This window comes from Geodermatophilus sp. SYSU D01036 (assembly GCF_054050435.1).
Genome location: NZ_JBJGZJ010000002.1, coordinates 261,154 through 283,933 on the forward strand (window position 1 = coordinate 261,154; position 22,780 = coordinate 283,933).

The window sequence follows — 22,780 nt, forward strand, 5'->3', positions numbered from 1 at the left end:
GCGCTGGAGGGAAGGCAGAGACGGCACCGCAGGTGCCCCGGGACGAGCGAGGACAGTGGCTCTCTTCTGGCAGATCGTGTCGTCGATCCTGCTCGTCTTCCTGATCCTGCTGTTCGCGCGTTTCGTCGTGGACTGGGTGATGGTGCTGGCGCGCAGCTGGCGCCCGTCCGGCTTCGTCGCCGCGGGCCTGGAGGTCGTCTACGCGACCACGGACCCGCCGCTCAAGGCGATCCGGAAGGTGATCCCGCCCCTGAACCTGGGGTCCATCCGCCTGGACCTCGCGTTCATGGTGTTATTGATCGCCGTCTACATCCTGCGGAGCATCACGTCCGGTCTCGCCCTCACCGCGTGACCGACGTGCGCGCGCCCCGCGCGTGATCCGACAGAACCCGTACCCGCCGTCCGACCCGAGGTGAGCCCCTTGCCACTCACGCCAGCCGACGTGCACAACGTCGTCTTCAAGAAGCCGCCGATCGGTAAGCGTGGCTACGACGAGGACGAGGTCGACGCGTTCCTCGACGTGGTGGAGGCCGAGCTCGCCCGCCTCATCGAGGAGAACAACGAGCTGCGCGCGGGCTCGGGCACCGGCCGGGTCGCCGCCCAGCCGGTCGCCCCGGAGCCGGCCCCGGCTCCCGCCCCGGTCCCGCCGCCGGCGGCGGCGGCGCGCGAGGACGACACCACCCGCGCGTCCCGGATGCTGGCGTTGGCGTCGGAGACCGCCGACCGCTACGTCAACGAGGCCAAGGCCCAGGCCGACCAGATGGTCGCCGGCGCCAAGACCCAGAGCGACCGGCTGGTCTCCGAGGCCCGCGCGAAGAGCGAGCAGATGGTCAACGAGGCGCGCCAGCGCGCCGAGTCGATGGTCAACGACGCCCGCACCCGCGCCGACACGATGGAGCGCGAGGCGCGCGCCAAGGCCGCCGCTCTCGACCAGGACGCCGAGCGCCGGCACCGCGAGGTCATGGGCCCCCTCGAGGAGAAGCGGCAGAACCTCGAGCGCAAGATCGAGGAGCTGCGGACCTTCGAGCGCGAGTACCGCACCCGCTTCCGCTCCTACCTCGAGTCGCACCTGCGCGACCTCGACGCCCGTGGCTCCGCCGAGCCGTCGTCGGCCAGCCGGCAGACGCAGCACGCGACCGCGTAGCGGCCTCACGCACAGGGCCCCCGGACCACCGGTCCGGGGGCCCTGTCGCGTTCCGGGGCCGGTCCGCGGACGGCGCCGTGCCGGCCCCGCGCGGGCGACGGCGCCGGAGACGGCGCCGGAGACGGCGCCGGAGACGCAGAAGGCCCCGGACGTCCCGTCCGGGGCCCTCTGCCTGCCCGCACCCTCCGAACGGCGCAGGGACCTCCGTCAGCCCTTGACGCTCCCGGCCAGCAGGCCCCGCACGAAGTAGCGCTGGAGGCCCAGGAACACCGCCAGCGGCAGCACGATGGAGACGAACGCCCCCGCCGCGAGCAGGTACCAGTCCGAGCCGCGTGTGCCGGCGAGTTCGGCGACCCGCACGGTCAGCGGCACGACGTCGGGCGCGCCGCCGGCAAAGGTCAACGCGACGAGCAGGTCGTTCCACACCCAGAGGAACTGGAAGACGGCGAACGCCGCGATGGCCGGCGTGAGCAGCGGCAGCAGCACCTGGAAGAAGATCTTCACGTGGCCGGCGCCGTCCATCCGGGCGGCCTCCACCAGGGAGGCGGGGATCTCCTTCATGAAGTTGTGCAGCAGGAAGACCGCCAGCGGCAGCGCGAAGATCGAGTGCGACAGCCAGATGGTCCAGAAGGAGCCGGCCAGCCCGGTGTCCACGTAGAGGCTCAGCAGCGGGATCAGCGTCACCTGGATCGGCACGACCTGCAGGGCGAACACGGCGACGAACAGGAGGTTGCGTCCCCGGAACGGGATCCACGCGAACGCGTAGGCCGCCAGCAGCGCCAGCGAGATCGGGATGACGACCGCCGGCAGCGTGATCACCAGCGAGTTGACGAACAGCGAGGCGAAGTTCGTCCCTCCGCCGTAGAGGACCTCGTTGTAGTTGTCGACGGTGAACGACGGGTCGGTGAACACCGACCACCAGCCGGAGCGGCGGATGTCGAGCTCCGGCCGGAAGGAGGTGATGAGCAGGCCGAGGGTCGGCACCGTCCACAGCACCGCGATGACCAGCGCGATGACCGACGCCGCGGGGGAGCTGAGCTTCGCCCGGGCGGCGACCGCGCGGCGCTCCGCCCGCGTGAGCCGGCGCTCGTCGGCGGGGACGGGCGCCATGACCGGGGTGGTCGTGGTCATCGGATCTCCTCGGCGAGACGCAGCTGTCGGACGTTGTAGGCGATGATCGGGACGACCAGCACGAACAGCAGGACGGCGAGGGCCGCGCCGAGACCGACGTTGAACTGCCGGAAGGCCTGTGTGTAGAACTCGTTGGCCACGACGCTCGTGCCGAACTGGCCACCGGTCATCGTCCGCACCACGTCGAAGACCTTGAGCGTCACGATCGCGACCGTCGTCAGCACGACGACCAGGGCCGGCCGGATGCTGGGCACGGTGACGTAGCGGAACATCTGGAAGCCGCCGACGCCGTCGAGGCGGGCGGCCTCGACGATGTCGTCGGGGATGGCCTTGATGGCCGCCGACAGCACCGTCATGGCGAAGCCGGCCTGGATCCAGATCATCACGACGATCAGGTAGAGGGTGTTCGACGGCGCGTCGAGCAGGAACTGCCGCGGCTCCATGCCGAGCATGACCAGCAGCTGGTTGAGCAGGCCGATCTGGTTCACGCCGGGCTGGTCGGGGCGGTACTCGTAGACGAACTTCCAGATGACGCCGGCGCCCACCATCGAGATCGCCATCGGGAGGAAGACCAGCGCCTTGGCCAGGCTCTCGAACCGCGTGCGGTCGACCAGGTAGGCGTAGACCAGCCCGAGGCCGGTGGTCACCAGCGGGACGAGGACCACCCACAGGAGGGTGTTCAGCAGGACGGTCTGGAAGTTGTCCTCGGTGAAGACCGTGACGTAGTTGTCCAGGCCGACGAACTCCGAGCCGTCCCGGTCGTAGAACGACCCGCGGATGGTGTCGAGGGCGGGGTAGACCAGGCCCACCGCGAGCAGCAGGAGCGTCGGGCCGACGAAGCCGGCCGCGACGACCCAGTTCGGCACCCGCCGGGGCCGGTCGACGGCGAACAGGATCGCTGCCATCACGGCGGCGAACAGGAGGATGGCGACCACCATCAGGGCGAGCTTGTGCCCCGTGGTGCTCGCGTCGAGGAACCACTGCACGGCTGACGACCTCTCTCCGGCAACGGAAGGCCGGGGGGACCGCGGCCACGGCTGCGGTCCCCCCGGTCTCCAGGGATGGGTACGGCGGTCCCGTCAGCCGGCGGCTGGCGGGACTCCGGTGATCAGGCCGTCGGCCAGGCGTTCTCGACGTCGGTGAGGACCTGCTGGGTCGGCTTGTCGGTCGCGATCCAGTTGGTGAGCTCGGTCCACAGCGCACCGGCACCGATCTCACCGGGCATCAGGTCCGACCCGTCGAAGCGGAAGACGGCGTCCGGGTTCTGGAACTGCTCGGCGGCCAGCCGGTCGATCGGGGAGACGAGGTTCTCGACGTCGAGGCCGGTGTTGGCGCTGACCCAGCCGGGGCCGGAGACCTGGGCCTTGACGTTGGCCCAGTCCGCCGAGGACAGGTAGGTCTGGAACGCCTGGGTCGCCGGGTCGTCGTTGAACGCCGCGGTGAACTCGCCACCGCCGAGCACGGGGGCCGCACCCTCGCCCTCGATGGCCGGCAGCGGGAAGGCGAAGACGTCGCCGTCCTCGGCGACCTCGGTGCCCTCGGGCCAGTTGGCCTGGTAGAAGGACGCCTGGCGGTGCATCCAGCAGCTGCCGTCGAGGATGGGCAGGCCCGCGTCACCGAACTCGGTGGAGGCGATGGACTGCACCTCGCCGAGGCCGCCGTTGACGTAGGCGGGGTTCTTCAGGATGCCGCCGACGGTGTCCAGCGCCTCGACGATCTGCGGGTCGTCGAACGGGATCTCGTGGGCGACCCACTGGTCGTAGACGTCGGGACCCGCGGTGCGCAGGACGACGTCCTCCAGCCAGTCGGTGGCCGGCCAGCCGGTGGCGTCACCGGAGCCGATGCCGGCGCACCAGGGCTTGGCGCCGGAGGCGGCGATCTCGTCGGAGAGCGCGACCATCTCGTCCCAGGTCGTCGGGACCTCGTAGCCGGCGTCCTCGAACGCCGACGGCGAGTACCAGACGAAGGACTTGGCGTTGGCGCCCAGCGGAGCCGCGTAGAAGGTGCCGTCGACGGTGCCGTAGGCCTTCCAGCTCTCGTCCCAGTACTGGTCGACGTTCGCCTCGACCTGCTCGGGGGCCGGGGCGACGGCGCCGGTGCCGGCGAGCGTCGCCAGCAGCCCCGGCTGCGGGATGAAGGCGATGTCGGGGGCGTTGCCGCTCTGGACGCGGACGACGAGCTGCGCCTCGAACTCGCGCGAGCCCTCGTACTGCACGTCGATCCCCGTGCACTCCTCGAACGGCACGTAGGAGTCGATGTGGGGCTGGTCCTCGGGGTCGACGATCGACGTGTAGACGCTCACCGTCTCGCCCTCGAGGTCGCCGAACTCCTCGTACGGAGCGCAGTCGATCGTCAGGTCGGAGGCCGCCGCGGTCCCGCCGCCGCCCCCGCTTGTCTCGCTTGCGCCGCAGCCGGCGAGCACCAGTGCCACGCCCAGGCCGCCGGCCAGCGCACCCTTGCGCCGGCCTGTCGCGCGCATCGTCATGTACGTCCCTTCAGGGTCCCCGCGGTCGTCGACCGCGGCGTGTGGTCACGTGCGAACGGGCCGGTCAGCTGCCGGCCCGTCTGGTACGCCGGGGGACCATAACGTCGCGGCCGACGCCGTCCGGTGACGTTGCCGAAACCGTTATGCAACGCCTGCCCCGTCCGAGGGAGGAGACCGCGATCACGGTCCGCGCAGGTCACGGGCCGGTCACGGTCGGCGGCCCGGACGGGTGCCGCCCCGGGCGGGGCGCTGGTCCCCGGGAACGCTGCGTGTCACAGTGGGCGCGCTCTGCACCGGCGCAGAAGGGATCCTGAACGAACGCCATGGCCGCCATCACCTACGACCGGGCCACGCTCGTGTACCCGGGGGCGACCCGCCCGTCGGTCGACGCGCTCGACCTGTCCATCACCGACGGCGAGTTCCTCGTCCTGGTCGGCCCGTCGGGCTGCGGCAAGTCCACGTCCCTGCGGATGCTGGCCGGCCTCGAGGACGTCACCGACGGGTCGATCCGCATCGGCGACCGGGACGTCACGCACCTCCCGCCCAAGGAGCGGGACATCGCGATGGTCTTCCAGAACTACGCGCTGTACCCGCACATGACGGTGGCCGACAACATGGCCTTCGCGCTCAAGATCGCCGGCATGTCCAAGGAGGACCGGCTGGCCCGGGTCCGCGAGGCAGCCCGGCTTCTCGACCTGGAGCAGTACCTCGACCGCAAGCCCAAGGCGCTCTCGGGCGGGCAGCGGCAGCGGGTGGCCATGGGCCGGGCGATCGTCCGCAACCCGCAGGTCTTCCTCATGGACGAGCCGCTGTCCAACCTCGACGCCAAGCTCCGCGTGCAGACCCGCACCGAGATCGCCGCCCTGCAGCGCCGGCTCGGGACGACGACGGTCTACGTCACCCACGACCAGGTCGAGGCCATGACCATGGGCGACCGGGTCGCGGTCCTCAAGGAGGGCGTCCTCCAGCAGGTGGACACCCCGCGTGCCCTCTACGACCGGCCGGTCAACGAGTTCGTCGCCGGCTTCATCGGCTCCCCGGCCATGAACCTCGTTCCCGTGCCGCTGCGCGAGGGTGGCGCCGTCCTCGGCGGCCACCCGGTGCCGCTCTCCCGCTCGGTGCTCGACGTCCTCGCACAGGACGGCACGGGGACCGCCACGCTCGGCTTCCGGCCCGAGGCCGTCCAGTTCGTCGGGGCCGGGGAGGGGTTCCCGGTCGAGGTCCAGGTGGTGGAGGAGCTCGGCTCGGACGCCTTCGCCTACGGACGGCTCCAGGCCGGGAGCGGGGCCGACGGCGCGGAGACGACCGAGCGGCCCCTGGTGCTGCGGGCCGACGCGCGCCGGCCCCCGGCCAAGGGCGAGGTCGTGCACGTGACCATCCGCCCGGGCGAGGCGCACGTCTTCTCCGCCCTGACCGGACGGCGGATCGGCCATGCCGGGGACTGACCGGCGCCCGGCGCCCGGGAGCCGCCGGTGATTGTCGCCGCGGCGCTGCTGGTCCTCGCGGGCCTCGGGCTGTTCGTGCTGGGCGTCATCACCGCCGTCACCGCCTGGTACTGGGCCTGCGTGGGCGCCTGCGCCCTGGCGGCGGTCCTGCTGGTCGTCGCCCGGCTGCGCACCCCCGACCGCGCGGGCGCCCCTCCTCGCGAGGCGCGGACCCGCGCGGAGCCGGCCCGTGCTCCGGAGGAGCCCGCGGACCGGGCCGTGGAGGCGCCGGGGACCGGGGAGGCGCCCGCCGCGCCGGTGCGCGACCACGAGACCGGGGCCCACGCCGGACGGCACGAGGCGCCCGAGACGCCGCCAGCGACGTCAGCCGGCGGGACCCCGGACCGGGCCCCTGCGCAGCCCGCCCGGGCCGCCGCCACGGGCGTGCCGCGGAACGGCGGCGACACCCCCGAGGAGGACGTCGAGGTCACCGACCTGCTCGTGGTCGTCGACCTGACCGACGAGGTGCTCGTCGTCGACGAGCACCCTCGCTACCACCTGGCCGACTGCCCCTGGCTGGCCGGGCGGGAGACGATCCCGCTGCCGGTCAACGAGGCGCGCACCGACGGGTTCACCCCGTGCGCGGTCTGCGGGCCGGACGCGCACCTGGCCGCCGTCGAGCGCGCCCGGAAGGCCGCCCGCCGCGGCTGACCGCGGCGGGCGGCTGGGGGTCAGGCCCGGGCGAGCCAGAAGCGGGAGCCGTTCGGCCCCTCGACGCCGGGACCCTCGCCCGCGGTGCCCGCGTGGACGGCGGTCGCCAGCACCTCGCCGACCAGCTGCTCGCCGGACCCGGCGAGCGCCTCGGCCATCGCGCCGTCCGCGGTCCACCACAGCTCGATCCGGTCGCTGACCGCCAGGCCCGCGTTCTTGCGGGCCTCCTGCACCAGCCGCACCGCCTCGCGGACCAGCCCGGCCCGCTCCAGCTCCGGGGTGAGCGCGAGGTCCAGCGCCACGGTCAGCCCGGCGGCGCTGGCCACCGTCCAGCCCTCGCGCGGGGTCTCGGTGACCACCAGGTCGCCCTCCTGCAGGACCACCGCCTCGCCGTCGACGTCGACCGACGCCGTCCCGGCCCGGTAGGACGCGACCAGGGCGGCCGGGTCGGCCGCGGCGACGGCCTTCGCCACCGCCTGCACCTGCTTGCCCAGCCGCCGCCCGACGGCGCGGAAGTCGACCTTGACGCTGACGTCGACCAGGTCGCCGCCCACCGCCCCCAGCTCGTCGAGCGCGGCGACGTTGAGCTCGTCCGCGACCTCGGCCACCAGGTCGCGGCCCATCGCGGACCAGCCGGGCGCGGCGACCAGCGCCCGTGCCAGCGGCTGGCGGGTGCGCACCTTCGCCGAGGTCCGCGCCGCCCGGCCCAGCTCCACCAGCCGGCGCACCAGGTCCACCTGCGCCACCAGCTGCGGGTCGCGGGCGTCCTCGTCGACGGCCGGCCAGGACGCCAGGTGCACCGAGTCGGGCGCGTCTGCCCCGTCGCCCGTGACCAGGCCCGGCCGCACGACCCGGGTCCACACCTCCTCGGTGACGAACGGCGTGATCGGCGCCATGAGCCGGGTCAGCCCGTCGAGCACCTCGTGCAGCGTGCCCAGCGCCGAGGGGTCGCCATCCCAGAACCGGCGCCGCGAGCGGCGGACGTACCAGTTGGACAGGTCGTCGACGAACTGCGCGAGCAGCCGCCCGGCGCCCTGGGTGTCGAACGCCTCCAGCGCGTCGGTGACGCCCTCGGTGACCGCGGCCAGCTGCGCGAGCGCCCAGCGGTCCAGCAGCGGCCGCTGCGCCCGCGGGGGCGCGGGGGAGGCGGCCGGGTCCCAGCCGTTGGTCTCGGCGTACAGCGTGAGGAAGCTGGCGGTGTTCCAGTAGGTCAGCAGGACCTTGCGGACCACCTCGGACAGCGTCTCGTGCCCGACCCGCCGCGCCGACCACGGCGAGCCGCCGGCCAGCATGAACCAGCGGACGGCGTCGGCGCCGTGCCGGTCCATGAGCGGGATCGGCTCGAGGATGTTGCCCAGGTGCTTGCTCATCTTGCGGCCGTCCTCGGCGAGGATGTGGCCCAGGCACAGCACGTTCTCGTAGGAGCTCTTCCCGAACACCAGCGTGCCGACGGCCATGAGCGAGTAGAACCAGCCGCGGGTCTGGTCGATGGCCTCGGCGATGAACTGCGCCGGGTAGGCCGCCTCGAACTGCTCCCTGTTCCGGTGCGGCGCGCCCCACTGCGCGAAGGGCATCGAGCCGGAGTCGTACCAGGCGTCGATGACCTGCGGCACGCGCCGGTAGGTGCCCTCCTCGCCGGGGCGGGTGAAGGTCACCTCGTCGATGAAGGGTCGGTGCGGGTCCAGGTCGGACAGGTCGCGACCGGCCAGCTCCGACAGCTCCGCCAGCGACCCGACGACGACCGTGCGGGACGGGTCGGCGTCGTTGCGCCAGATCGGCAGCGGGGTACCCCAGTACCGGTCGCGGGACAGCGCCCAGTCGACGTTGTTGTTCAGCCAGTCGCCGTAGCGGCCCCACTGGATGGTCTCGGGGTGCCAGTGGGTCTTCTCGTTCTCGGCGAGCAGCTGGTCCTTGACCGCGCTGGTCCGGATGTACCAGGACGGCTGCGCGTAGTACATGAGCGGCGTGTGGCAGCGCCAGCAGTGCGGGTAGCTGTGCTCGTAGCGCTGCTCGCGCCACAGCACCCCGCGCTGCTGCAGGTCGACGACGAGGGCGTCGTCGGCGGCCTTGAAGAAGCGCCCGCCGACCAGCGGCAGCTCGGGCAGGAAGTGGCCGGAGGCGTCGATCGGGTTGACCACCGGCAGGCCGTAGGCCCGGCAGACGGCGAGGTCGTCGGCGCCGAACGCGGGGGACTGGTGGACCAGGCCGGTGCCGTCGTCGGTGGTGACGTAGTCGGCCAGGACGACGTAGTGCGCGTCCTGCGGCTGACCGTCGGGGCCCTCGGGGAACTCGACCAGGTCGAACGGGCGCCGGTAGTGGGTGCGCTCCCAGTCGCGGCCGGTCGTGCGGGCCAGCACCTCGACGTCGTCGGTGTCGCCGAACACGGCACCCAGCAGCGGCTCGGCGACGACGAGGGTGTCCTCGCCGCGCCGGGCGACGACGTAGGTGACGTCGGGGTGGACCGCGACGGCGGTGTTGCTCGGCAGCGTCCACGGCGTCGTCGTCCAGACCAGCAGGTCGGCCTGCCCGGCCCACTCGCCGTCGGTGACCGGCAGCCGGACGTACACCGAGGGGTCGGTGATCGACTCGTAGCCCTGGGCGACCTCGTGGTCGGACAGGCCGGTGCCGCAGCGCGGGCAGTACGGGGCGACGCGGTGGTCCTCGACCAGCAGGCCCTTGTCGAAGACCTGCTTGAGCGACCACCAGACGCTCTCGATGTAGGAGGGGTCCATCGTCCAGTAGGCGGTGGACATGTCGACCCAGTAGCCCATGCGGCGGGTGAGGTCGCTGAACGCGTCGACGTGCCGCATGACCGACTCGCGGCAGCGGGCGTTGAACTCGGCGATGCCGTAGCGCTCGATGTCGGGCTTGCCGGCGAAGCCGAGCTCCTGCTCGACGGCGATCTCGACCGGCAGGCCGTGGCAGTCCCAGCCGGCGCGGCGGGGCACATGCCAGCCCTGCATCGTCTTGAAGCGGGGGAAGACGTCCTTGAACGCGCGGGCCTCGATGTGGTGGGTGCCCGGGCGGCCGTTGGCGGTGGGCGGGCCCTCGTAGAAGACCCACTGCGGGCGGCCCTGCGAGGCCTCCAGCGACCGGCCGAAGACGTCGGCGTCCTCCCAGCGGCGCAGCACGTCCTGCTCGAGCGCGGGCAGGTCGACCTGGGGCGGCAGCGCACGGAACGGAGAGCTCACGTTTCAATCCTCCCACCCGGCCCTTCCCTCGTCCCCGAGCCGTCGAGCCCGCCCGCGGGCAGGCGCGGCGGGCCGGACGCGGTCGTACGGGAGACTGGCCGCCATGGGTGGCGGGCGGTGAACACCACGGTCACCCTCGCCCTCGCCGTCGGGGCGCTGGTCGTGCTGGTGGCCGCCGTCGCCCTGCGGCTCGCCGACCGCCTCGGCCTGCCCAGCCTGCTGCTCTACCTGGCCCTCGGCGTGGCGCTGGGCGAGAGCGGTCTCGGGGTCCAGTTCGAGGACTACCGGCTCACGCACACGCTGGCGTACGCCGCACTCCTCGTCATCCTCGCCGAGGGAGGCCTGACGACGCGCTGGGCCGACGTCCGTCGGGCGGTCGGACCCGGGGTCTCGCTGTCCACCGTCGGTGTGGCGGTCAGCGTGGGCCTGACCGCGGCCATCGGGGTCCTGGTCCTGGGCTTCGACTGGGGCTTCGCCCTCCTGCTGGCCGCGGTCATCAGCTCCACCGACGCCGCCGCCGTCTTCGCGACCCTGCGGCGGCTGCCTCTCCCGCGCCGGGTGGCCGCCTCCCTCGAGGCCGAGAGCGGCCTCAACGACGCCCCGGTCATCCTGCTCGTGACCGTGCTGGCCGAGTCGCTCGCGGGGGCGGCGACGCAACCGTGGTGGCTGGTCGGCCTGGTGGTGGTCGTCGAGCTCATCGGAGGCGCCGTCATCGGGGTCGGGATCGGCTTCGGGGGTGCGGCGCTGCTGCGCCGGGTGGCGCTCTCCGTGGCCGGGTTCTACCCACTGGCGACACTGGCGCTCTGCGTGCTCGCGTACTCGTCGGCGTCACTGGCGCACACCTCCGGCTTCGTCGCGGTCTACCTGTGCGGTCTGGTGCTCGGCAACGCCACGCTGCCGCACCGGGCGGCGAGCATCGGGTTCGCCGAGGGCATGGCCTCCCTCGCCCAGATCGGCCTGTTCGTGCTGCTCGGTCTCCTCGTCTCCCCGGGCCGGCTGCCCGAGGCCGTGGGACCGGCGCTCGTCGTGGGCGGCGCGCTGCTGCTGCTCGCCCGGCCCCTGTCGGTGGTGGCCAGCCTGGTGTGGTTCCGCTTCCCGTGGGCGCAGCAGGCGTTCATCTCCTGGGCGGGCCTGCGCGGAGCGGTGCCGATCGTGGCGGCGATCATCCCGCTGACCGCGGAGGTCCCGAGGGCGACGACCGTCTTCGACACCGTCTTCGTGCTGGTCGTCGTCTTCACCCTCGTGCAGGGGTGGTCGCTGCCGTGGGTGGCGCGGCGCCTGCGGATCGCCACCCCGGTCACCCCCCGTGACGTGCAGGTCGAGGCGGCACCGCTGGAGGAGCTGGACGCCGAGATGATGCAGCTGACCGTGCCCGAGGGCTCGCGGCTGCACGGCGTCTACCTGCCCGAGCTGCGGCTGCCCGAGGACGCCGCGGTGGTGCTCATCGTCCGCGACGGCCGCTCGTTCGTGCCGGACGCGACCACCCGGCTCATGCGCGGTGACCAGGCGCTGCTGGTGTCGGCCCGCCGCTCCCGCCCGGAGGCCGAGCGCCGGCTGCGGGCGGTCAGCCGCGCCGGCCGGCTGGCCACCTGGCGCGGCGAGCAGGGCGCCGCGACCGAGTCCGACTAGCCCCCGTGTGCACTTCCGCGGAGTTGCCCGGTGCACTTCCGCGGATGTGCCCGCCCGGGCCTCGCTCCTGTGGACAACCGGAGCCCGGCGGTGATCGACCAGCACGATCGCTCCGTGCTGTTGCGACCGACCACCCCGGAGGGCGTCTTCGTCGGCTCGCTCGCCGTCGCCGACGGGCGTCTGACCCGGAGACAGTTGGCGGAGGGGCCCTACGTCCGCGTCCTGCACGGCGTCTACGCCGACGCTTCCGTGCCACGCGACCACCTGCTGCGCTGCCGCGCCGCGGCACTGCTCATGCCGCCGGGCGCGGCGCTGGGCGGCCGGTCGGCCGCGGCGCTGCTCGGTGCACCAGCGCCGAGCTGGCGGGACCCGGTGACGGTCGTGCTGGCTGAGCCGCACAAGTGGCGCGGCCCGGACGGCGTCCGTGTGCACCGGACCGACCTGGATCCGGTCGACGTCCGGGACGACGGCTACGGACTCCGCTGGACAGCGCCGTTGCGCACCGTGTGGGACGTCGCGGTCCTCGAGACGACGGGGACGGCGGTGGGGGTGCTGGACGCGATGCTGCGTGCACGCCTGGTCGACCCCCGCGCGATGCAGGACCTCCTCCGGAGACGGACGGGGCGGCGGGGATCCCGGCGGTTCCGCCAAGTGCTCGAGCTGGCCGACCCGCGCAGCGAGTCACCGCCGGAGTCGTCGGTCCGCGTCGCCTGCGTCCTGGCCGGTCTCCCGGCACCCGTACCGCAGTACGACGTCGTGGAGGCCGGCGGCTGGCTGGCGCGGGTGGACCTCGCGTGGCCGGAGCAGAAGGTGGTCGTCGAGTACGAGGGCGAACACCACTTCGACGGCCTGCAGATCGTGCGGGACGACGCCCGGCTGGCGCGGCTCGCCGCGGCGGGCTGGCTGGTCATCCGGCTGTCGGCGTCCGACCTGCGTGCGCTGGACGACGCCGTCGCCCGGGTTCGAGCGGCCCTGAGCGCGCGCTCGGGTGCCCGGTGACGTGCACTTCCGCGGATGTGCACGGTGCACATCCGCGGAAGTGCCCCGAGGGGGCCTCAGCCGTTGAGCTCGAGGGTCTGCATCGTCTCCGCGCGGACGGCCTGCAGCAGGGCCGGGTCGGAGGACAGGTCGCGGCCGTAGGAGGGGATGGCCTCCTCGAGCGCGGCGCGGCGCGCGGCCACCCGGTCGGGGAACGCCCGCTCGACGAGCGACAGCATCGCCGAGACCGCCGTCGAGGCGCCGGGGGAGGCGCCCAGCAGGCCCGCGATCGAGCCGTCGCCGCTGACGATGAGCTCGGTGCCGAACTGCAGCACGCCCTTGCCGCTCTTCGGGTCCCGCTTGATGACCTGCACCCGCTGGCCGGCGGTGATCATGTCCCAGTCGGCCTGCTCGGCCAGGGGCACGAACTCCGTGAGCGTGCGGTGGCGCGCCTTGCGCGACTGCAGCAGCTCGGTGACCAGGTACCTGGTCAGCGCCATCTCGGTGCGCGCCACGCCCAGCATCGAGCCGAGGTTGTTCGGCTTCACCGACAGCGGCAGGTCGAACATCGAGCCGGCCTTGAGGAACTTCGGCGACCAGCCGGCGTACGGGCCGAACAGCAGCGAGAACTCGCCGTCGACCAGGCGCAGGTCCAGGTGCGGCACCGACATCGGCGGCGCGCCGACGGCGGCCTGCCCGTAGACCTTGGCCTGGTGCCGGCTGACCAGCTCGGGGGAGCGGGTGCGCAGGAACATGCCGCTGACCGGGAAGCCGCCGAACCCGCGGATCTCGGGTATCGCGGCCTCCTGCAGCAGCGGCAGCGCGCCGCCGCCCGCGCCGACGAAGACGAACCGGGCGCGCACCGTGCGCTCCTCGTCGGTCCGCTTGTCCGTGACGGTGACCTTCCAGCGGCCGTCGTCGCGCTTCTCCAGGCCGGTGACCCGCTGGCCGGTGTGCACCTGCACGCCGCGGGCCTCGCCCTGCTCGAGCAGCAGCCGGGTCAGCGCGCCGAAGTTGACGTCGGTGCCGGCGACCGAGCGGGTCGCGGCGACGACCTGCGCGGGGTCGCGGCCGTCCATGACCAGCGGCACCCACTGCGCCAGCTCGGCGGGGTCGTCGGTGTACTCCAGCCCCGCGAACAGCGGCTCGGCCGACAGCGCCGCGTGGCGGTTGCGCATGTAGGTGCGGCCGCCCTCCCCGGTCACGAAGCTGACGTGCGGGACGGGGGAGATGAACTCCTTGGGCGAGCCGGTCAGGCCGCTGCGCACCAGGTGCGACCAGAACTGGCGCGACACCTGGAACTGCTCGTTGATGAGGCGGGCCTTGGCGGTGTCCACCCGGCCGTCCGGCCCCGCGGGCGTGTAGTTCAGCTCGCACAGCGCCGCGTGCCCTGTGCCGGCGTTGTTCCACGCGTCCGAGCTCTCGCCCGCCACCGCGTCCGCGGACTCGAAGACGGTGATGCTCCACTCCGGCGCGATGACACCGAGCAGCGACGCCAGGGTCGCGCTCATGATGCCCCCGCCGACGAGCACCACATCGGGGTCGGTGGCTGAACCGAGGTCGGTGGACACGACTGCCTTCCTGCCGGGTGGACGTGCGCCATCTCCGACGATCGGCCGAACGGCGCGCTGGGACGCCCTCGACGGGGTGTGAGATTCGTCTACCCCGCGGTGAGGTGCCTCACCGTCGCGGCGGGGGTGCGGCCGCGCGGCGGGCCGGGAGGCACAGCCGCCGAGGCTATCGTCGGCTCGTCGGCCGCCTCCCCGCGGCCACCCGCCGACCGCCGCGAGCACGAGGAGCCCCCGCTGAGCGAGCGACCCGAGGACCCCGCGGAGGCCACCGCCGCGGCCGCTCCGGACGACGCCGCCGTGGACGACGCCGCCGTGGACGACGCCGCCGTGCCCGACGCCGCCGTGCCCGACGCCGCCGTGGACGACGCCGCCCCGGCGCCGGCCCGGCGGCCGCGCACGCGGCCGCGCACGCGGCTGCTGCTCCTGCTCGCCGCGGTGGTCTTCCTCGCCGACCTCGGCAGCAAGCTGCTCGTCGTCGCGACGATCGACCGCGGCGAGAACCTGCGGCTGCTCGGCGGGGCGCTGTACCTCACGCACGCGCGCAACACCGGCGCCGCCTTCTCCTTCGCCGAGGGCTTCACCGTCGTCTTCACGCTGATCGCGGTCGCCGTCGCGGTGGTGATCGTCCGGACGGCGCGGCGGCTGTACTCGACCGGCTGGGCGGTCGCGCTGGGCCTGGTCCTCGGCGGCGCCCTGGGCAACCTGGTCGACCGCGTGTTCCGCGAGCCGGGGTTCCTGCGCGGCGGCGTCGTCGACTTCCTGTCGGTGTTCGCGCCGAACGGCGAGGTCTACCCGATCTTCAACCTGGCCGACTCCGCGATCGTCTGCGGCGGGCTGCTCGGGGCCTACCTCGCGCTGCGCGGCGTCGAGTTCGACGGCACCCGGACCCGCGACCGCGGCGACGGCGCGGTGTCCCGCGGCTGACCTGTCACGATGGACCGGTGAGCGCTCCCGGCCAGCACCGCGCCCTCCCGGTGCCCGACGGCCTGGAGGGCCAGCGGGTGGACCAGGCGCTGGCGCGGCTGTTCGGGCTGTCCCGCGCGGTCGCCGCCGACCTCGCCGACGCCGACAAGGTGTGGGTCGACGGCCGCGTGCGCGGCAAGGGCGACCGGCTCACCGGCGGCAGCTGGCTGGAGGTCGAGCTGCCACCGCCGCCGGGCGAGGCGCCCCCGCCCGAGCCGGTGCCCGGCCTGACCGTCGTCCACGACGACGACGACGTGGTGGTCGTCGACAAGCCGGTCGGCGTCGCGGCGCACCCGAGCCCCGGCTGGGAGGGCCCGACCGTCGTCGGCGGGCTGGCCGCGGCCGGCTACCGCATCTCCACCTCCGGCGCCCCGGAGCGGCAGGGCGTGGTGCACCGCCTGGACGCCGCGACGACGGGGCTGATGGTGGTCGCCAAGAGCGAGCGCGCCTACACCCTGCTCAAGGCGGCGTTCAAGGAGCGGACGGTCGACAAGGGCTACCACGCGCTGGTGCAGGGCCACCCCGACCCGTCGCGCGGCACCATCGACGCGCCCATCGACCGGCACCCGCGGCACGACTGGAAGTTCGCCGTCGTCTCCGGCGGGCGCCCGTCGATCACCCACTACGAGGTGATCGAGGCCTTCCCCGCGGCCAGCCTGGTCGACATCCACCTCGAGACCGGCCGCACCCACCAGATCCGGGTGCACTTCTCCGCGCTGCGCCACCCCTGCGTCGGCGACACGACCTACGGCGCCGACCCCACGCTGGCCGCCCGGCTCGGGGTGGCCCGGCAGTGGCTGCACGCGGTGCGGCTGGGCTTCGCGCACCCCGCCGACGGGCACCGGGTGGAGTTCACCAGCGACTACCCGGACGACCTCGCGGGGGCGCTGGCCGTCCTGCGCGCCGAGTCCTGACCCTCCCGTGACCGGCCTCCCCGCCACCCTCGCCGACTGGGGTCCCGCGGCGCTGTCGGCCGTGGTCGTCGGGGTCTACCTGGTCGTCGGCGAGCCGCTGGTCGGGCACGTGCTGCACCGCCGCTTCGAGGGCCGGCTGCGCACCGACCCGGCCGCCCGGCGCTCCTTCTACCGGCGGCTGCTGGTCCTCGAGTGGGGGCTGGCGACCCTCGCCCTGGCCATCTGGCTGGCCGCGCCGGACGTCGGCGCCGCCGCGGTCGGGCTGGCCTGGCCCACCGGCGTGCCCGGGCCGGTCACCGGCGCCGCCGCGCTGGCGGTGCTGGTGCTGGCGCTGGTCTCGGTCCGGGCGCTGCGCGGCGGGGCCTTGGCGCGGGCGACCGCGGCGCCGCAGCCCGGCGAGGGGCGGCACGCCGAGCCGACGGTGCACGCCACGCTGGCGCTGCTGCCGCGCAGCCGGTCCGAGCGGCGGCTGTTCACCGTCGTCGGGGTGACCGCGGGGGTGTGCGAGGAGTGGCTGTACCGCGGGTTCTTCCTCGCGGTGGTCGCCGCGGTGGGCGGCGGGCTGCCGCAGGGGGTGCTGGTCGCCGTCGCGGCCGTGGCCTTCGGGCTGGCGCACGCCTACCAGGGGGTGGGCGGGGTCGTGCTCACCGGCGTGCTCGGCGGGGTGTTCGCGGCGCTGTACCTGGAGACCGGGTCGCTGCTGCTGCCGGTGCTGCTGCACGCCGCGGTCGACCTGCGGTTCCTGCTCGTGCCGTCGTCGGCGCTGCCCGAGGCGCTGCCGGCGCCGCGCGCTCCCGGTGGGGCGCCCGCGTGAGCGCCGCGACGGCCGCCGTCGCCACCGCCGCCGACTGGCCGGAGGTGGTCGCGGTGCGCACCCGGGTCTTCGTCGAGGAGCAGGGCGTGCCGCCGGAGATCGAGCAGGACGCCGCCGACGCCACCGCCGTCCACGCGGTCGGTCGTGACGGCAGCGGCCGGGTGGTGGCCACCGGGCGGCTGCTCGAGCGCGACGGGCGGGGCGTGATCGGCCGCATGGCCGTCGACGCCGCCGCCCGCGGCGCCGGGCACGGCGCGGCGGTGCTGGCCGAGCTGCACCGGCAGGCGGCGCTGCGCGGCCTGACCGAGGTGGAGCTGCACGCGCAGGTCACCGCCCGCGGCTTCTACGAGCGGGCCGGCTACACCGCCGTCGGGGAGGAGTACGAGGAGGCGGGCATCCGGCACGTCACCATGCGCCGCCGACTGTGACGGGGTCGTCCCGCCGCGCCGAGACACGTCCTGTCAGACCCTCGGCGTAGAACGTCCCCGGTGCGAGGATCAGGGGACCGGCCCGGGCCTGCGTCGGTGCCCGGCCGGACCAGTCCCGAGCCCGCACCGCACCGCCCGGTCTTCCCCGCCGGTCGCCCGCCGGAGCACCCGACGGCCGGGCCAGCACGACCCGTGAGGAGCGCCGCAGCACCGTGAGCAGCCCGTCGACCGACTCGTTCGCGCACCTGCACGTCCACACCGAGTACTCGATGCTCGACGGGGCGGCCAAGCTGCCCGAGGTGACGAAGGCCGCGGCCGAGCAGGGCATGCCGGCGCTGGCGATGACCGACCACGGCAACGTCTTCGGCGCCTACGACTTCTACAAGCAGGCCAAGGCCGCCGGCGTGAAGCCGATCATCGGCATGGAGGGCTACTACACGCCCGGCTCGCGGTTCGACCGCGCGCCGTTCGACTTCGGCGACAACCTCATCGACGAGGACGGCGAGGGCGGGTCCTCGCGCGGCAAGGCCGCCTACACGCACATGACCCTGCTGGCGCGCACCACCGAGGGGATGCACAACCTCTTCCGCATCTCCTCGCTGGCGAGCCTCGAGGGCCAGTACCGCAAGCCGCGCTTCGACCGCGACCTGCTCGAGCGCTACGGCACGGGCCTCATCGCGACGACGGGCTGCCCGTCCGGCGAGGTCAACATGTGGCTGCGCGCGGGCAAGCTCGACCGGGCCCGGCAGGCGGCGGCCGACTTCCAGGACATCTTCGGCAAGGAGAACTTCTACGCCGAGCTGATGGACCACGGGCTGTCCATCGAGCAGAAGACCCGCCCGCAGCTGCTGGAGATCGCCAAGGAGCTCGGGATCCCGCTGCTGGCCACCAACGACCTCCACTACACGCACAAGGAGGACGCCGAGGCCCACGACGCCCTGCTGTGCATCCAGACCGGCTCGCGGCTGAACGAGACCAACCGCTTCAAGTTCAACGGCGACGGCTACTACCTGAAGAGCGCCGCCGAGATGCGCGCGCTGTTCCCCGGTGACCTCGCCTCGGCGTGCGACAACACGCTGCTGATCGCCGAGCAGTGCGAGGTGTCCTTCACCGAGGGCGCCGACCTCATGCCGCGGTTCCCCCTGCCGCCGGGGGAGGACGAGACCTCCTGGTTCGTCAAGGAGGTTGAGCGGGGCCTGCACAAGCGGTACCCGAACGGCATCCCCGACCACGTCCGCAAGCAGGCGGACTACGAGGTCGGGATCATCACGCAGATGGGCTTCCCGGGGTACTTCCTCGTGGTCGCCGACTTCATCAACTGGGCCAAGGACAACGGCATCCGCGTCGGTCCCGGCCGCGGCTCGGCCGCGGGTTCGCTGGCCGCCTACGCGATGGGCATCACCGACCTCGACCCGCTGCAGCACGGGCTGATCTTCGAGCGGTTCCTCAACCCCGAGCGCGTCTCGATGCCCGACGTCGACATCGACTTCGACGACCGCCGCCGCGGCGAGGTCATCCAGTACGTCTCGCGGAAGTACGGCGAGGAGCGGGTCAGCCAGATCGTCACCTACGGCACCATCAAGGCCAAGGCCGCGATCAAGGACGCCGCGCGGGTGCTCGACCGCCCCTACTCGGTGGGCGACGAGCTGACCAAGCTCATGCCCCCGGACGTGATGGGCAAGGGCATCCCGCTGGCGGGGGTCTTCGACCCGGCGCACCCCCGCTACAAGGAGGCGGCGGAGTTCCGCGCCCGCTACGAGTCCGACCCGGGCGCGGCCGAGGTGGTCGACCAGGCGCGCAAGCTCGAGGGCCTGAAGCGGCAGTGGGGCGTGCACGCGGCCGGCGTCATCATCGGCCGCTACCCGCTGATCGACTCGATCCCGATCATGCGCCGCGAGAACGACGGCGCGATCATCACGCAGTTCGACTACCCGACCTGCGAGACGCTCGGCCTGCTGAAGATGGACTTCCTGGGCCTGCGCAACCTCACGGTCATCGACGACGCCCTGCGCAACATCGTCGCGAACGGCAAGGAGCCGATCGACCTCGACGAGATCAGCAAGGACCTCACCGACAAGGCCACCTACGACCTGCTGGCCCGCGGTGACACCCTCGGCGTCTTCCAGTTCGACGGCGGGCCGATGCGCTCGCTGCTGCGGCTCATGCGGCCGGACAACTTCGAGGACATCTCCGCGGTCGGCGCGCTCTACCGGCCGGGCCCGATGGGCGCGAACTCGCACACCAACTACGCGCTGCGCAAGAACGGCCAGCAGGAGATCACGCCGATTCACCCCGAGCTGGCCGAGCCGCTCGAGGACATCCTGGGCGGCACGTACGGCCTGATCGTGTACCAGGAGCAGGTCATGGCGATCGCGCAGAAGGTCGCCGGGTACTCGCTCGGCAAGGCCGACCTGCTGCGCCGCGCGATGGGCAAGAAGAAGAAGTCCGTCCTCGACGCCGAGTTCGTCGGCTTCGAGGCCGGCATGAAGGAGCGCGGCTACTCCGACGCCGCGATCAAGACGCTGTGGGACATCCTCGTCCCGTTCGCCGACTACGCGTTCAACAAGGCGCACTCGGCGGCCTACGGCCTGGTCTCGTACTGGACGGCCTACCTCAAGGCCAACTACCCGGCCGAGTACATGGCCGGGCTGCTCACCAGCGTCGGCGACGACAAGGACCGCCGGCCGGTCTACCTGGCCGAGTGCCGCCGGATGGGCATCAAGGTGCTCCCGCCGGACGTCAACGAGTCCTCCTGGGACTTCACCGCGGTCGGCACCGACATCCGCTTCGGCCTGGCGTCGGTGCGCAACGTGGGCACCAACGTCGTCGACTCGATCGTCCGGGCGCGCGAGGAGAAGGGCGCGTTCAAGGACTTCGCCGACTTCATGCGCAAGATCGACACGGTCGCCTGCAACAAGAAGGTCATCGAGTCCCTCGCCAAGGCCGGCGCCTTCGACTCCCTCGGCCACTCCCGCCAGGGCATCGCCGCCATCCACGCCCAGGCCGTCGACGCCGCCATGTCGCTCAAGCGCAAGGAGGCCGAGGGCCAGTTCGACCTGTTCGGCAGCTTCGGCGGCGACGGGGGCGGCGACGACCCGTTCGGCGGCGCGCTGGACATCGCCGTCCCGACGGCGGACTGGTCGAAGTCCGAGCGGCTGGTCTTCGAGCGCGACATGCTCGGCCTCTACGTCTCCGACCACCCGCTGCACGGCGTCGAGCACGTGCTCGCCGCGAACGCCGACACCCCGATCGCGGAGATCAACGCCGGCGGGGTCGAGGACGGCGCCAACGTCACGATCGCCGGCATCCTCACCTCGGTGCAGCCCCGCACCAACAAGCAGGGCGCGCCGTGGGCGATCGCGACGCTGGAGGACCTCGAGTCCGGCATCGAGGTGCTGTTCTTCCCCAAGACGTGGGCGGAGGTCTCGGAGAAGGTCGTCCGCGACCAGATCGTCGTGGTCAAGGGCCGGATCAGCCGCCGCGACGACCAGCCCTCGCTGTTCGGCTCCGAGGTGACCATCCCCGAGCTCACCGAGGGCCCCCGCGGCCCGGTGCTGGTGTCGATGGCCGCGGCCCGCTGCACCCCGCCGGTGGTCGAGCGGCTGCGCGAGGTGCTGGGCAGCCACCCGGGCACCACCGAGGTGCACCTCAAGCTGCTCAACAACGGGCGCGAGACGGTGCTGCGGCTGGACCAGGGGCTGCGGGTGCGGCCGAGCACGGCGCTGATGGGCGACATCAAGGCACTGCTGGGGCCCACCAGCGTCGCCCTGCTGTGACCGGCGCACCCGGGAGCGGGTCGTCCGCTCCGCGGGGTTCACTGGGGGCCGTGAGCAGCCCGTCTCCGCTCCCCGACAGCCCGTACGCCCCGCCCGCCGCGGTGGTCGGCGCCGCGGCCCCTGCTCCGGACGCCCCGCCCGCGGCCGTGCCCGCCGCCGTGCCGCCCGCCCGGCGGGCCCGGGCCGCGGTGCTGGCGGAGCTGCGGCGGGACCTGCGGGGGGCGGCGCTGTGGGCCGCGCTCGTCGCGCTCGCCGGTATCCCGGCCGGCCTGCTGTGGGTCTGGCTGGCGCCGCGGGCCCGGTTCGAGGTGGTCGAGGGCGGCGCGGTGCCGGTCGGGCGCCCGTCGGCGGAGCTGCTGGTCGCCGACGACTCGGTGCTGGTGCTCGTCCTCGCCGGCCTGGGCCTGCTCGCCGGCGGTATCGCCTGGGCGATGCGCCGCCGGCGGGGCGTGGCCACCGTGGTGGGCACCGCGGTCGGCACCGCGCTGGCCGGGGTGCTCGCCTGGCAGCTCGGGGAGCTGCTCGCGCCCGGGCCCACGCCGGCCCAGCTCGGCGACGTCGGCACCCGGGTGACCACCGGGCTGGAGCTGTCCAGCCCGCCGGCGCTGGCGGTGGCCCCGTTCGCCGCGCTCCTGGTCTACGTCGTCGCGGCGCTGTTCGCCGCCCGCGACGACCTCGGCCGGGACACGGAGCGGCTCGCCGGGGGCTCGCCGCTCAATTGAGGCTGGTGGGGCCCGCGAACTGCTGCAGCGGCGCCGGCACGGCACCCACCGTCTCGAGCAGGGTGAGTTCCCGGCGCAGCATCCGCGTCTCGGCCACCAGCCGGCGGCGGGTCGCCGACTCGGCCAGCAGCGCCTGCCGGTCCTCGGTGGTCAGCAGCGCCGCCGAGGCCACCAGGTAGGACAGCGCGCGGGCGTCGCCGTCGACGACGTCGAGCAGCGCGTCGACGCCGTCGAGCTCCTGCGCGTCGCCGGCCACGGCGGTCTCCGCGCTCCCGGTCTGCAGGCCCGCCACGGCGGTCACGTAGCGGGTGAACAGCGAGCCCACCCCGCGCTCCAGCACGCCGAGCGACCCGCGGGCCACCTCGGCCACCAGCCCCTCGTCCGGGCCCCCGCCGGCCGGGGCGGAGCCGACCTCCTGGTCGCCGGCCGCCTCCTCGGCGGCCTCCTCCTCGGCCAGCCACTCGACCTCGGCGCGCAGGTAGGGCGGGCCGTCCCCGTCCTCGCCGTCCCCGCCGACCAGGACGTCGAGCAGCCGGAACCGGTCGCCGCCGACGGTGGTGACGCGGAACCCGCCGTCGGGCTGCGGCCGCACGGTCTGCAGGTGCGCGGTACAGCCGACGTCGTAGAGCGCCTGGGCGGGGGAGACCCGCTCGACCTCCCACCCCTGCCGGATCGCGACCACCCCGAAGAACCGGCCGTCGCCGTCCTCCGGCTGCGCGAGCAGGTCCCGCACCAGCGCCCGGTAGCGGGGCTCGAAGACCTGCAGCGGCAGCACGATCCCGGGGAACAGCGGCGACCCGAGGGGGAACAGCGGGATGAGGTCGCCCACACCGGCGAGCCTACGGGCGCCGTGCGCCCCCGGCGGCGTGACGGCGGGCGACCGCGCCCCGACTAGGCTG

The 22,780-nt window shown here is 73.6% G+C and carries 18 protein-coding genes; 12 read left to right on the forward strand and 6 right to left on the reverse strand.

All coding sequences use genetic code 11. The annotated features are described in order from the left end of the window. Positions 1-55: 55 nt before the first annotated feature. Complete coding sequence (locus ACI8AR_RS03690; protein ID WP_073422422.1) at positions 56-352, forward strand: YggT family protein; 297 nt, start codon at positions 56-58, stop codon at positions 350-352. A 60-nt stretch (positions 353-412) separates the two neighbouring features. Continuing rightward, positions 413-1,144 (forward strand): DivIVA domain-containing protein, encoded by a 732-nt coding sequence (locus tag ACI8AR_RS03695; protein WP_457049768.1) that lies wholly within the window; start codon positions 413-415, stop codon positions 1,142-1,144. Positions 1,145-1,351: 207 nt separating this feature from the next. Here ACI8AR_RS03695 and ACI8AR_RS03700 read toward each other — a convergent pair whose 3' ends face one another. The 3 genes from ACI8AR_RS03700 to ACI8AR_RS03710 all read right to left on the reverse strand — a co-directional run bounded on the left by ACI8AR_RS03700 (position 1,352) and on the right by ACI8AR_RS03710 (position 4,754). Next, positions 1,352-2,275, reverse strand: a complete 924-nt coding sequence (locus tag ACI8AR_RS03700) for a carbohydrate ABC transporter permease (RefSeq protein WP_457049769.1) — start codon at positions 2,273-2,275, stop codon at positions 1,352-1,354. Further along, positions 2,272-3,261 carry a carbohydrate ABC transporter permease gene (locus ACI8AR_RS03705; RefSeq protein ID WP_457049770.1) on the reverse strand — a complete coding sequence of 330 codons (990 nt, stop codon included), beginning with the start codon at positions 3,259-3,261 and terminating at the stop codon, positions 2,272-2,274. Before ACI8AR_RS03705 ends, ACI8AR_RS03700 begins: the two co-directional genes overlap by 4 nt. Before the next feature lie 122 nt (positions 3,262-3,383). Beyond that, positions 3,384-4,754 carry an ABC transporter substrate-binding protein gene (locus ACI8AR_RS03710; RefSeq protein ID WP_457049771.1) on the reverse strand — a complete coding sequence of 457 codons (1,371 nt, stop codon included), beginning with the start codon at positions 4,752-4,754 and terminating at the stop codon, positions 3,384-3,386. A gap of 329 nt (positions 4,755-5,083) precedes the next feature. On the opposite strand from ACI8AR_RS03710, the gene ACI8AR_RS03715 reads away from it, so the two are divergent. Both ACI8AR_RS03715 and ACI8AR_RS03720 read left to right on the forward strand, forming a co-directional pair. Continuing rightward, positions 5,084-6,205, forward strand: coding sequence for an ABC transporter ATP-binding protein (locus ACI8AR_RS03715; RefSeq protein WP_457049772.1), 1,122 nt, complete (start codon positions 5,084-5,086; stop codon positions 6,203-6,205). A 27-nt stretch (positions 6,206-6,232) separates the two neighbouring features. Next, a complete protein-coding gene (locus tag ACI8AR_RS03720; RefSeq protein ID WP_457049773.1) occupies positions 6,233-6,895 on the forward strand; it encodes a hypothetical protein in 663 nt (220 codons plus the stop codon). Between the two features lie 20 nt (positions 6,896-6,915). Here ACI8AR_RS03720 and ileS read toward each other — a convergent pair whose 3' ends face one another. Continuing rightward, positions 6,916-10,086 (reverse strand): isoleucine--tRNA ligase, encoded by a 3,171-nt coding sequence (ileS, locus tag ACI8AR_RS03725; RefSeq protein ID WP_457049774.1) that lies wholly within the window; start codon positions 10,084-10,086, stop codon positions 6,916-6,918. A 117-nt stretch (positions 10,087-10,203) separates the two neighbouring features. Between ileS and ACI8AR_RS03730 the strand changes: the two genes are divergently transcribed. Beyond that, on the forward strand, positions 10,204-11,715 hold the full coding sequence (locus ACI8AR_RS03730) for a potassium/proton antiporter (protein WP_457049775.1): 1,512 nt from the start codon (positions 10,204-10,206) through the stop codon (positions 11,713-11,715). Between the two features lie 114 nt (positions 11,716-11,829). Next, positions 11,830-12,714 carry a DUF559 domain-containing protein gene (locus ACI8AR_RS03735; RefSeq protein ID WP_457049776.1) on the forward strand — a complete coding sequence of 295 codons (885 nt, stop codon included), beginning with the start codon at positions 11,830-11,832 and terminating at the stop codon, positions 12,712-12,714. Positions 12,715-12,770: 56 nt separating this feature from the next. On the opposite strand, the gene mqo is transcribed toward ACI8AR_RS03735, so the two are convergent. Continuing rightward, on the reverse strand, positions 12,771-14,264 hold the full coding sequence (mqo, locus tag ACI8AR_RS03740; RefSeq protein WP_457049777.1) for a malate dehydrogenase (quinone): 1,494 nt from the start codon (positions 14,262-14,264) through the stop codon (positions 12,771-12,773). A 297-nt stretch (positions 14,265-14,561) separates the two neighbouring features. Here mqo and lspA point away from each other — a divergent pair, with 297 nt between their 5' ends. The 6 genes from lspA to ACI8AR_RS03770 all read left to right on the forward strand — a co-directional run bounded on the left by lspA (position 14,562) and on the right by ACI8AR_RS03770 (position 21,881). After that, entirely contained in the window at positions 14,562-15,188 is a 627-nt protein-coding gene (gene lspA / locus ACI8AR_RS03745; protein WP_457049778.1) for a signal peptidase II, read from the forward strand. Between the two features lie 17 nt (positions 15,189-15,205). After that, a complete protein-coding gene (locus ACI8AR_RS03750; protein ID WP_457049779.1) occupies positions 15,206-16,141 on the forward strand; it encodes an RluA family pseudouridine synthase in 936 nt (311 codons plus the stop codon). A 7-nt stretch (positions 16,142-16,148) separates the two neighbouring features. After that, the gene (locus ACI8AR_RS03755; RefSeq protein WP_457049780.1) at positions 16,149-16,955 is read left to right on the forward strand and encodes a CPBP family intramembrane glutamic endopeptidase; all 807 of its coding nucleotides are present in this window, start codon (positions 16,149-16,151) and stop codon (positions 16,953-16,955) included. Beyond that, entirely contained in the window at positions 16,952-17,383 is a 432-nt protein-coding gene (locus ACI8AR_RS03760; RefSeq protein WP_456926671.1) for a GNAT family N-acetyltransferase, read from the forward strand. The genes ACI8AR_RS03755 and ACI8AR_RS03760 overlap by 4 nt, the downstream gene beginning before the upstream one ends. 212 nt (positions 17,384-17,595) lie before the next feature. Further along, positions 17,596-21,159, forward strand: coding sequence for a DNA polymerase III subunit alpha (dnaE, locus tag ACI8AR_RS03765; protein WP_457049781.1), 3,564 nt, complete (start codon positions 17,596-17,598; stop codon positions 21,157-21,159). Between the two features lie 50 nt (positions 21,160-21,209). After that, positions 21,210-21,881, forward strand: coding sequence for a hypothetical protein (locus ACI8AR_RS03770; protein ID WP_457049782.1), 672 nt, complete (start codon positions 21,210-21,212; stop codon positions 21,879-21,881). Here the strand turns inward: ACI8AR_RS03770 and ACI8AR_RS03775 are convergent. Beyond that, positions 21,874-22,710 (reverse strand): LON peptidase substrate-binding domain-containing protein, encoded by an 837-nt coding sequence (locus ACI8AR_RS03775; protein WP_457049783.1) that lies wholly within the window; start codon positions 22,708-22,710, stop codon positions 21,874-21,876. The two genes, ACI8AR_RS03770 and ACI8AR_RS03775, sit on opposite strands and share 8 nt — an antisense overlap. Between the last annotated feature and the right edge of the window lie 70 nt (positions 22,711-22,780).

What these genes read in the sequence shown, in the direction of transcription:
- ACI8AR_RS03710 (WP_457049771.1), bottom strand. Translation starts at nt 4,754, where the DNA reads ATGCGCGCGACAGGCCGGCGCAAGGGTGCGCTGGCCGGCGGCCTGGGC.
- ACI8AR_RS03700 (WP_457049769.1), bottom strand. Translation starts at nt 2,275, where the DNA reads ATGACCACGACCACCCCGGTCATGGCGCCCGTCCCCGCCGACGAGCGC.
- ACI8AR_RS03715 (WP_457049772.1), top strand. Translation starts at nt 5,084, where the DNA reads ATGGCCGCCATCACCTACGACCGGGCCACGCTCGTGTACCCGGGGGCG.